This window comes from Micromonospora sp. BL1 (assembly GCF_003667485.1).
Classification (GTDB): domain Bacteria; phylum Actinomycetota; class Actinomycetes; order Mycobacteriales; family Micromonosporaceae; genus Micromonospora; species Micromonospora tulbaghiae.
In genome coordinates this window covers 1-9,758 of the sequence record NZ_RCVK01000368.1, presented here as the reverse complement: position 1 = coordinate 9,758, position 9,758 = coordinate 1, and the positions used below count along the sequence as shown (strand labels likewise).

The 9,758-nt window shown below is 73.3% G+C and carries 11 protein-coding genes; 8 read left to right on the top strand and 3 right to left on the bottom strand.

Annotation, left to right across the window (positions count from 1 at the left end; translation table 11 throughout):
* Positions 1-12 precede the first annotated feature (12 nt).
* Positions 13-1,140: a ribosome small subunit-dependent GTPase A gene (gene rsgA / locus EAD96_RS27690; RefSeq protein ID WP_162959307.1), complete on the bottom strand. Its 1,128-nt coding sequence runs from the start codon at positions 1,138-1,140 to the stop codon at positions 13-15.
* Positions 1,110-2,411, bottom strand: coding sequence for a 3-phosphoshikimate 1-carboxyvinyltransferase (gene aroA, locus EAD96_RS27685; RefSeq protein ID WP_120574139.1), 1,302 nt, complete (start codon positions 2,409-2,411; stop codon positions 1,110-1,112). The genes rsgA and aroA overlap by 31 nt, the downstream gene beginning before the upstream one ends.
* A 102-nt stretch (positions 2,412-2,513) precedes the next feature.
* Here aroA and EAD96_RS27680 point away from each other — a divergent pair, with 102 nt between their 5' ends.
* The 7 genes from EAD96_RS27680 (at position 2,514) to EAD96_RS27650 (ending at position 6,970) form a co-directional block, all read left to right on the top strand.
* Positions 2,514-3,221, top strand: coding sequence for an SOS response-associated peptidase (locus EAD96_RS27680; RefSeq protein ID WP_121686313.1), 708 nt, complete (start codon positions 2,514-2,516; stop codon positions 3,219-3,221).
* 213 nt (positions 3,222-3,434) lie between these two features.
* Entirely contained in the window at positions 3,435-3,827 is a 393-nt protein-coding gene (locus EAD96_RS27675; protein WP_013288375.1) for a WhiB family transcriptional regulator, read from the top strand.
* A 98-nt stretch (positions 3,828-3,925) separates the two neighbouring features.
* On the top strand, positions 3,926-4,537 hold the full coding sequence (locus tag EAD96_RS27670; RefSeq protein WP_121686312.1) for an alpha/beta family hydrolase: 612 nt from the start codon (positions 3,926-3,928) through the stop codon (positions 4,535-4,537).
* Between the two features lie 228 nt (positions 4,538-4,765).
* The gene (locus tag EAD96_RS27665) at positions 4,766-5,575 is read left to right on the top strand and encodes a sigma-70 family RNA polymerase sigma factor (RefSeq protein ID WP_120573278.1); all 810 of its coding nucleotides are present in this window, start codon (positions 4,766-4,768) and stop codon (positions 5,573-5,575) included.
* Between the two features lie 2 nt (positions 5,576-5,577).
* The gene (gene rsrA / locus EAD96_RS27660; RefSeq protein ID WP_013288372.1) at positions 5,578-5,865 is read left to right on the top strand and encodes a mycothiol system anti-sigma-R factor; all 288 of its coding nucleotides are present in this window, start codon (positions 5,578-5,580) and stop codon (positions 5,863-5,865) included.
* A gap of 380 nt (positions 5,866-6,245) precedes the next feature.
* Positions 6,246-6,461 carry a biotin/lipoyl-binding carrier protein gene (locus EAD96_RS27655; protein WP_013288370.1) on the top strand — a complete coding sequence of 72 codons (216 nt, stop codon included), beginning with the start codon at positions 6,246-6,248 and terminating at the stop codon, positions 6,459-6,461.
* On the top strand, positions 6,458-6,970 hold the full coding sequence (locus EAD96_RS27650; RefSeq protein WP_121686311.1) for a GNAT family N-acetyltransferase: 513 nt from the start codon (positions 6,458-6,460) through the stop codon (positions 6,968-6,970). The genes EAD96_RS27655 and EAD96_RS27650 overlap by 4 nt, the downstream gene beginning before the upstream one ends.
* 14 nt (positions 6,971-6,984) lie before the next feature.
* Here the strand turns inward: EAD96_RS27650 and EAD96_RS27645 are convergent, their stop codons facing one another.
* Positions 6,985-7,560, bottom strand: a complete 576-nt coding sequence (locus EAD96_RS27645; RefSeq protein WP_120573280.1) for a TetR/AcrR family transcriptional regulator — start codon at positions 7,558-7,560, stop codon at positions 6,985-6,987.
* Between the two features lie 119 nt (positions 7,561-7,679).
* On the opposite strand from EAD96_RS27645, the gene EAD96_RS27640 reads away from it, so the two are divergent.
* Positions 7,680-9,272, top strand: a complete 1,593-nt coding sequence (locus EAD96_RS27640; protein ID WP_121686310.1) for an MDR family MFS transporter — start codon at positions 7,680-7,682, stop codon at positions 9,270-9,272.
* The last annotated feature ends 486 nt before the right edge of the window (positions 9,273-9,758 follow it).

The following is a 9,758-nucleotide window of genomic DNA, read 5'->3' as shown; positions in this document are numbered from 1 at the left end:
CCGGTCCGCCGGTCAGGACCCGGCGAGCGGGTCGCCGGGGTTGCGCTCCGGCTCGCGCGGGTCGCCCTCGCCGCTGCGCGAGGCCAGCAGCCGGCGGTACGAGGCGAGCCGGCGCGCGTCGGCCTTCCCGGCGGCCACCCAGGCGTCGAGCGCGCAGTCCGCCTCGTCGGCGGTGTGTGGGCAGTTGGCCGGGCAGTCGACCGTCGCCTCGACCAGGTCGGGGAAGCCGTGCAGCAGGCTCTCGGCGGACACGTGCGCCAGCCCGAAGCTGCGTACCCCCGGAGTGTCGACGATCCAGCCGGTGTCGCCGTCGGCGCCGGGCTCGGCGGGCAGCCGCAGCGCCACCGCGCTGGTCGAGGTGTGCCGGCCCCGGCCGATCGCGCTGACCGTGCCCACCGCCCGTTCGGCGTCCGGGACGAGGCGGTTGACCAGCGTCGACTTGCCCACCCCGGAGTGACCCACCATCACCGAGACCCGGCCGGCGAGCAGCGCCCGCAGCGCGGCCAGGTCGGAGTCCGGGCGGATCAGCACGTACGGCAGCTCCAGCTCGGTGTAGTAGCCGAGCACCGCCTCCGGGCCGGCCAGGTCCGCCTTGGTGAGGCAGAGCAGCGGCTCGATGTCGGCGTCGTACGCGGCCACCAGGCAGCGGTCGATGAACCCGGTACGCGGCGGCGGGTCGGCGAGCGCGCTGACGATGACCAGCTGGTCGGCGTTCGCCACCACGACCCGTTCCAGCCGCCCCTCGGCGGTGGTCTCGTCGTCGTCGGCGGTACGCCGCAGCACCGAGGTCCGCTCGGCGATGCGCACGATGCGGGCCAGCGCGCCCGGCGCGCCGGAGGTGTCCCCGACCAGCCCGACCCGGTCGCCCACCACCACCGACTTGCGTCCCAGCTCGCGGGCGCGCATGGCGGTCACGAGCGGCGCGTCCGGCCCGGCCCCGGCCAGCACGCAGGTGTAGCGGCCCCGGTCGACGGCGATGACGAAGCCCTCGACGGCGTCCGCGTGGCGGGGCCGGGTGCGCGTTCGTGGGCGCGACGACCGGCCCGGCCGGACCCGGACGTCGTCCTCGTCGTACTCGCGCCGCTTCGTCGCCAGGACGTCCCCCGCTCTCAGTTCTTGCCGGTCACCATCCCCGACCATAGTGCCGGGAACTCCGGCATGGTCTTGGAGGTGCACGCCACGTCGTCGACCTCGATGCCGGGGACGGCCAGCCCGGCCACCGCCGCCGCGTGCGCCATCCGGTGGTCGGCGTACGTGCGGAACGTCCCGCCGCGCAGCGGGCGGGGCCGGATGTCCAGCCCGTCACGGGTCTCCGTGATGTCCGCGCCGAGCGCGGTGAACTCCTTGGCGAGCGCGGTGACCCGGTCGGTCTCGTGGCCGCGGATGTGGCCGATGCCGGTGAGCCGGGACGGCCCGTCGGCGAGCAGCGTGAGCGCGGTCAGCACCGGGGTCAGCTCGCCGACGTCGGAGAGGTCGGCGTCGAGCCCGCGCACGGTGCCGGTGCCCCGCACGGTCAGGCCGTCGGTGCCGAGGCTCACCTCGCCGCCCATCCGGTGCAGCAGCTCCCGGAGCCGCTCGACCGGCTGGAGGCTGCTGCGCGGCCAGCCCTGCAACGTCACCTCACCGCCGGTGACCAGGGCGGCGGCGAAGAACGGCGCGGCACCGGACAGGTCCGGCTCGATCTCCCAGCCGCGCCCGGACAGCGGGCCCGGCTCGACCGTCCACACGTCCGGCGTGGTGTCGTCGACGGCGGCGCCGGCCGCGCGGAGCATCTGCACCGTCATCCGCAGGTGCGGCGCGGACGGCACCGGCGGCCCCTCGTGCCGGACCACGACGCCCCGGTCGAAGCGGGGTGCGGCGAGCAGCAGCCCGGAGACGAGCTGGCTGGACGCGGAGGCGTCGATCACCACGTCGCCGCCGGCCACCCGGCCCGCGCCGAGCACGACGAGCGGCAGGCTTCCGGCCGCTGGTGCGTCGATGCGGACGCCGAGCGTGCGCAGCGCGCCGATCAGCGGCCCGAGCGGGCGGGTCCGGGCGTGCGGGTCGCCGTCGAACGTGACCCGTCCGGCGGCCAGCCCGGCCACCGGAGGCAGGAAGCGCATCACGGTGCCGGCCAGGCCGACGTCGATGTGCGCCGGGCCGGCCAGCGGATAGGGACGGACCAGCCAGCGGTCGTCGTCCGAGACGGACATGTGGGCACCGAGGGCGCGCAGGCCACCGGCCATCAGTTCGGTGTCCCGGGCGCGCAGCGGACGGGCGAGTGTCGACGGCCCGCCTGCGAGCGCGCCGAGCACCAGGGCCCGGGCGGTCATCGACTTGGAGCCGGGCAGGCGCAGCGTCGCGGCGACCGGGTCGCTCGCGGTCGGCGCGGTCCACGGCTGCGGTGGACGCGTCGCGGTCGGATTGCTCACGGTCACATTCTGCCAAGCTCGCGGGCCGGTGGAACCGTTCGTCGCCGCTGCTCCCGTTGGGCGGGACAGCCGGAACGTCCGGATGCGGCTAGCGTGGGCGCCATGTGCGGGAGGTACGCCACGACCCGGAGCGCCGCCGACCTGAGCGGGCTGTTCGAGTCGGCCGACGAGACCGGTGGGGTGACGCCGGACTACAACGTCGCGCCGACCGACCCGGTGCCGCTGGTCCGGCTCGCCCCGGAGGGGCACCGGCTGCTCTCCCTCGGCCGCTGGGGCCTGCTCCCGCAGTGGTCGCGCAGCGCCGCCGGGGCCGCCCGCATGATCAACGCGCGGGCCGAGACGGTCGCCACCAGCCGGGCGTACGCGTCGTCCTTCGCCCGCCGCCGCTGCCTGGTCCCCGCCGACGGGTGGTACGAGTGGGTCCGCCTCGCCGACGGCGGGCGCCAGCCCTACTTCATGACCCCGCGGGACGGCTCGGTCCTGGCCTTCGCCGGCATCTGGTCGGTGTGGGAGTCGGCCGGCACGGCCCGGCTCACGTTCAGCGTGCTCACCACCGCTGCGGTCGGCGAGCTGGCCGAGGTGCACGACCGGATGCCGCTGCTGCTGTCGCCGGAGCGCTGGGCGGGCTGGCTCGGCCCGGCCGAGGAGCCGGCGGAGCTGCTCACGCCGCCGGACGCCGGCCTGCTCGCCGGGCTGGAGATCCGGCCCGTCTCCCGGGCCGTGGGGGACGTCCGCAACGACGGCCCGGAGCTGATCGCCGCGGTGGCTCCGGCGGGTGCCGGGACGGCCGCCGGACCGACGCTGTTCTGATCACGCTCCGCCACATTTGCGTGTACCCCTTTGCCGGGGTTGGGCCGGAAAAGTCGCCCGGACGTTCAGTCAGTTTCATTGAAGACTCTTGTCCTTACGTACGCGAATGCGATAGAACACAGCGCCGGTGATGGGCGTCTGTTCGCACGGGGCGGATGACACTCATCGATCTTGTAGAGATCTACGCCGGTTCCCACGGGGGAGGTGGGTGTATTGACACGGGCACGTATGCCGCGTCCGCACGAGGTAGCCGCCGCGCGGCGCGATCCGCGACTGCTGCGGGCGCTGAGCGAACGACGCCAGGACGACGCCTGGCGCACCAGGGGCACCTGTCAGAACGTCGATCCGGAGACGTTCTTTCCGGCACCGAACGAACCGGCCGACGCGGCGGTGGCGCTCTGCCGCACCTGCGACGTCCAGGGCTCCTGCCTGGCATGGGCGCTGGAGGTGGGCGACTGCCACGGCGTCTGGGGCGGCACCACGCCGCGTGAGCGGCGCGCCATGCTGGTGGCCTGGCGCAGCGAGGTGCAGCCGGATCCGGACGCGCTCGACGACGCCGGTCCGCCGGTGCGCGACCGGCTGCTCACGCTGGTCCCGCTGAGCTGATCCCGACGTCGCCCGTGGCCCGCTCCGGCAGGTCGCGGGCGACGTCCGTTTCCGCGCCCGAACACCGGCGGGCCGGCCGGCCCGCGCAGAATGGGCCGGTGCGGCACGACGACGACATCGACACACCACGGGGGCCCGCCCGGCTCCGGTGCGACCCACCCGCAGACGGCGCGGCGGTGCTGGTGCTCGGGCACGGCGCCGGCGGTGACGTGGACGCGCCCGACCTGACCGCCGTGCGGGACGCGGTGCTCGCCGCCGGGGCCGGGGTGGCCCTGGTGACCCAGCCCTACCGGGTCACCGGGCGGCGCGCGCCCGCTCCCGCCGGGCACCTCGACGAGGCGTGGACGGCGGTGCTGGCCGAGCTGCGCCGGCGCGCCCCGCGGGTGCGTCACTGGGTGGTCGGGGGCCGGTCCAGCGGCGCGCGGGTGGCCTGCCGTACCGCCGCCGCCGTCGGGGCGGCCGGAGTCGTCGCGCTGGCGTTCCCGCTGCACCCGCCGGGACGACCGGAGCGATCCCGGGCCGGCGAACTGCTCACCGGGCTGCCCACGCTCGTCGTCAACGGCGACCGGGACCCGTTCGGCGTGCCCGAGCCCGGCCCCGGCATCGAGGTGGTGGTCCGGCCGGGGGAGCGCCACGACCTGCGCCGCGATCCGGCCGGCACGGCCGCCGTGGTGCGGGACTGGCTGCGCGTACACGGGTGGTCGTCCTGACCGGGCGCCGCGCGCCGTGACCGTCCGGCGCGGCGGGTCGTTGCACCGGTTGGTGCCGGCCGCCCGGTTCGGGCGCGCCGGGGCCACCCTCCCAGGCCCTTCCTGGTCCCAGCGTCGGTCGCGGCCGAGGCCGGGACCAGGATCGGGTGGGGCCGGAGGAATGCCACGCCCCACAACTCGCGTTACCTCCCTTGGACGACGACAGAGCCAGCGCGAGGGGGGTGACCGGTGCCGATCGAGACACGGAGCCGGGAACGGGACGAACGGGACGAGCGCCAGCTCCGGCGGCTGCTCGACGCGCCGGAGTGGCCCGCGGCGGCGTCGGTCGTGAGCACCGGCACACACTCCGGAAGTGAATCTGCCGGCAAGTGGGTACGCGTATCCTCGGCGGGAAAGCATCCGACGCGAGGGGATGTGCGGTTGACCACCGAGAAGACGGACGAGCGCAGGGCCCGCTTCGAGCGGGACGCGATGCCCTTCGTCGACCAGCTCTACGCCGCCGGACTGCGGATGACCCGCAACCCGGCCGACGCGGAGGACCTGGTTCAGGAGACGTACCTGAAGGCGTACGCCGCCTTCCACCAGTTCGAGCAGGGCACGAACCTGAAGGCCTGGCTGTACCGGATCCTGACCAACACCTACATCAACACCTACCGCAAGCGGCAGCGCCAGCCCATCCAGGCGCCGACCGAGGAGATCACCGACTGGCAGCTCGCCGAGGCGGAGTCGCACACGTCCAGCGGCCTGCGCTCGGCCGAGACGGAGGCGCTCGACCGGCTGCCGGACAGCGACGTCAAGGAGGCCCTCCAGCAGCTGCCGGAGGAGTTCCGCCTGGCCGTCTACCTGACCGACGTCGAGGGCTTCTCCTACAAGGAGGTCGCCGACATCATGGGCACGCCGATCGGCACCGTGATGTCCCGTCTGCACCGTGGCCGACGTAATCTGCGGAAGCTGCTCGAGCAGTACGCGGCGGAGCGGGGTTTCAGCGCCGCCTCGTCGAAGAAGGGTTCGACCGCCGCCGCCGGCCGGGAGGTGTGACCGTGAGCTGTGGACAACCGCACGAGACGGACTGCCGCGAGGTGCTCGCCGAGGTCTACCTCTACCTCGACCTGGAGTGCGCCGAGGAGCGCCGGGTGCTGATCCGGCACCACCTGGACGAGTGCGGGCCGTGCCTGCGCGAGTACGGCATCGAGCAGGAGGTCAAGGCGCTCGTGGCCCGGTGCTGCGGCAACGAGGCGGCCCCGGAGAAGCTGCGGGAGCGGCTGCGCCTGCGGCTGACCGAACTGGTGGTCTTCGAGAGCACCGAGTCGCGCGAACTGGCCGACTGACAAGCGACGGAACGGCCCGGGTCCGATGACGGACCCGGGCCGTTCCGCTGTCCGGCGCCTGCGCCGCGCTGATCGGATGATCAGGAGTTGGGGCGCTTGCCGTGGTTGGCGCTGCTCTTCTTACGGGCCTTCTTCTTGCGGGCCTTCTTCGCCATGCTCTGCCTCCTTGTGCTGGTCACGGTTCCGTCCGCGGCTGGGCGCGGCGGAGGTCGCGGTGTGGCTCCCCGGCTCGCCGGTGGCCGACCCGCACGATGCTAGTGCCGTCACCGCCCGCCGGGGCGCGGCGGGGCGGATCGCGCGGCGGTGGTGCGCGGTCCGGCGTGACCGGCGTCATGATTGGATACCGTTCGCAGGATTGTCGGGGAGAGGGAGGGCCGGAGATGGCCGAGGAGATCCGCGCCGAGATGGTGGCGAACGTCTGGAAGGTCGTCGTGTCGGCCGGCGACACGGTGTCGGAGGGCGACACCCTCGTCATCCTGGAGTCGATGAAGATGGAGATCCCGGTGGTCGCCGAGTCCGACGGCGTGGTGCAGAAGCTGGCGGTCAACGAGGGTGACGTGGTGCAGGACGGCGACCTGATCGCGGAGATCGGTTGACCGGCCTGCGGGTGCGCCGCGCCGAGCCGGCGGACTTCCCGGCCGTGGCCCGGCTGACCGTCGCCGCGTACGAGGCGGACGGCCAGCTCAAGGACGAGAGCGGGTACGCGCCGGTGCTCGCCGACGTGGCCACGCGCGCCGAGACCGGCGAGGTGCTGGTGGCCGTCGACGACGCCACCGGCCAGGTGCTCGGCGCGGTGACGTTCGTGCTGCCCGGCACCCCGTACGCCGAACTGGCCGGCCCGGGCGAGGCCGAGTTCCGGATGCTCGCGGTGGACCCGGCCGCCCAGGGCCGGGGCGCCGGCGCCGCGCTCGCGGCCGCGTGCGTGGCGCGCGCGACGGACCTGGGCTGCACGGCTGTGGTGATCTGCGTACGCGCCGGGATGGCGGCGAGCGCCCACCGCCTCTACGAGCGGCTCGGTTTCGTCAGGTACCCGGAGAAGGACTGGACGCCGCTGCCCGGGATCGATCTGCGCGGCCTGCGGCTGGACCTGCCCTCGGCAGGCTGAATCCGGCCCGCGGCTCAGCCCTGGCCGGTCTCGCCGATCTTGGCGAGCAGCTCGTCGGCCACCTGGAGCGCGATCCGCTTGCGCTCGTCGTCGGTGATGCCCGGCGCGCGCACCGCGAACCAGCTGCTGTGCACCGCGAACAGCGTGAGCGCGGCACGGAGCTGGGCGGCGGGTGAGTCGTCGCCCCGGCACAGCTCGTGGGCCAGCCGCATCATGCGGTCCCGCATCTGCTGGCCGGCGACCAGGCTCTTGAGCACCGTCTGGTTCTGCTCGAAGAAGCGCATCACCTGGGGCAGGTCGCCGGCGAACATGCTGTCGGCGTACCGGCCGATCAGGGCGCGCCGGGTCGCCAGCGTGGGCGGCTGGTCGGCGGCCCAGGCGATCAGCTCGTCCATCCGGCGCAGCCGGTCGTCGACCAGGCTGGTGACGATCTCGTCCTTGCTCTTGAAGTGGTAGTAGAGCGCCGCCTTGGTCACGCCCAGCCGCTCGGCGATCTCCCGCAGCGACGTCTTCTCGTAGCCCTGCTCGGTGAAGAGTTCCAAGGCGACGGCCTGGATCCGCTCCCGCGTGCCACCTGTGGTCTCCCTCACCGGCCGACATCCTTCCAATCCGCTTGACGTGCGCCCGCCATCAGCTTACCGTCCGGCTAGTAAGCAAACTAGCCGGGCGGCAAGTAAGTCGATCATCCGATCTGCGGGGGAGCCTACCGATGAGTCAACCAGCCCAGGTGACCACCAGACCCAATGTCCGGGTCGTCCTGTTCGGTCTGATGATCGCGATGATGCTCGCGATGCTCGACAACATGATCGTCAGCACCGCGCTGCCGCGGATCGTCTTCGAGTTCGGCGGCGCCGACCACTTCACCTGGGTGGTCACCGCGTACGTGCTCGGTACGACCGTCTCCACGCCGATCTGGGGCAAGCTCGGCGACCTCTACGGCCGCAAGACCGTCTTCCTCACCGCTGTGGTCGTGTTCCTGGTCGGCTCCGCGCTCTGCGGCATGTCCGGCTCCGGCGTCTTCGGCGGCGCCGACACCGGCATGACCGAGCTGATCGCGTTCCGGGCCGTCCAGGGCCTCGGCGCGGGTGGCCTGATGGTCGGCGTCATGGCGATCATCGGTGACCTGGTCCCGCCGCGGGAGCGGGGCCGCTACCAGGGCATGATCGCCGGCATCATGGCCATCGCCATGGTCGCCGGGCCGCTCGTCGGCGGCTTCATCACCGACCACCTCTCCTGGCGCTGGGCGTTCTACGTCAACCTGCCGCTGGGCGGCGCGGCGCTGCTGATCCTCGCCACCACCATGCACCTGCCGAAGTACCGCACCGAGCACAAGATCGACTGGCTGGGCGCGGCCCTGCTGTCCGTCGGCATCACCGCGATCGTGCTGGTGACCACGTGGGGCGGCAACGAGTACGACTGGGTCTCGCCGCAGATCCTCGGCCTGGCCGTGCTGGCGGTGCTCGCGCTCGCCGCGTTCGCGCTGGTCGAGCGCCGCGCGCCGGAGCCCATCCTGCCGCTGAGCCTGTTCACCAACCGCAACTTCGCGCTGATCTCGGTGATCGGTTTCCTGCTCGGCTTCGCCATGTTCGGCGCGATGAACTTCCTGCCGCTCTACCAGCAGACCGTCCAGGGCGCGTCGGCCACCAACAGCGGACTGCTGCTGCTCCCGCTGATGTTCGGCATGCTCGTGGTGTCGCTCGTGGTCGGCCGCACCATCACCAAGACCGGCCGCTACCGGGCCTTCCCGATCATCGGCGGCGTGGTGATGGCCGCCGGGATGGGCCTGCTCAGCCTGCTGGACGTCGACACCAGCAAGACGCAGTCCTCGCTCTACATGATCGTGCTCGGCGTCGGCATGGGCTTCCTCATGCAGACCTCGATGCTGATCGCGCAGAACAGCGTGGAACAGAAGGACCTCGGCGCGGCCAGCGGCGCGGCCACCTTCTTCCGGTCCATCGGCGGCTCGTTCGGCGTCTCCCTCTTCGGCGCGATCTTCGCCAACCGTCTCGCCGACTCGGCGGCCGGTCCCGCGTTCGCGGGCTCGGGCGGCGGCGAGGGCGGCGCGATGAACCTGGAGGCCCTCAAGAAGCTCACCGGCCCGATGCGCGAGGCGGTGCTCGGCGGCCTGTCCGACGCCATCTCGCACGTCTTCTTCTGGGCCGTCCTGTTCACGGTGGCCGTACCGGTGCTCGCCTGGTTCATCAAGGAGGTGCCGCTGCGCGCGACCAACGACGTGCCGCCGGCCGGCGCCACACCGGAGGGCCAGGCCGAGGCCGCGCTCGGCAAGGCCCCCGTCGCCTGACGCACCGTCGCGGCCCCGCGCCCCCACCCAGGGGTACGCGGGGCCGCCGCGTATCCGTTCCCATGAGGGTGCCCAGGTGCCCAGGTGCCCAGGTGTCCTTGTGCCCCGCTGCTCGCCAGTTCGGGGAGATGGCGGGGTCCGGGGCAGGTTGATCGCGCCATCTCGCGGAGGTGGCGAGGCGCCGGGCCCGGGAGCCGGTGCGCGGGGAGGGCCTGGGGCCGTGGGCGCCGGCAGTTCGGGGAAGTGGTGCGGTCCAGGGCGAGTTGATCGCGCCACTTCGGCGACGTGGCGGGCCAGTGCGCGTCCGGGTGCTCGGCGAGGTGTTGCGGTGCCCACCGCCCGGTGCCCGTCGCCCCCAGTTCGGGTGAGTGGTGGGGTCCAGAGCAGGTTGATCGCGCCTTTACGGGGAGGTGGCAGGGCTCACGCCCTGGGAGCCCGTGTCCGGGTGGGGCTGAGCCGTGGTCGCCGCGCGGTGCTCGCCAGCTC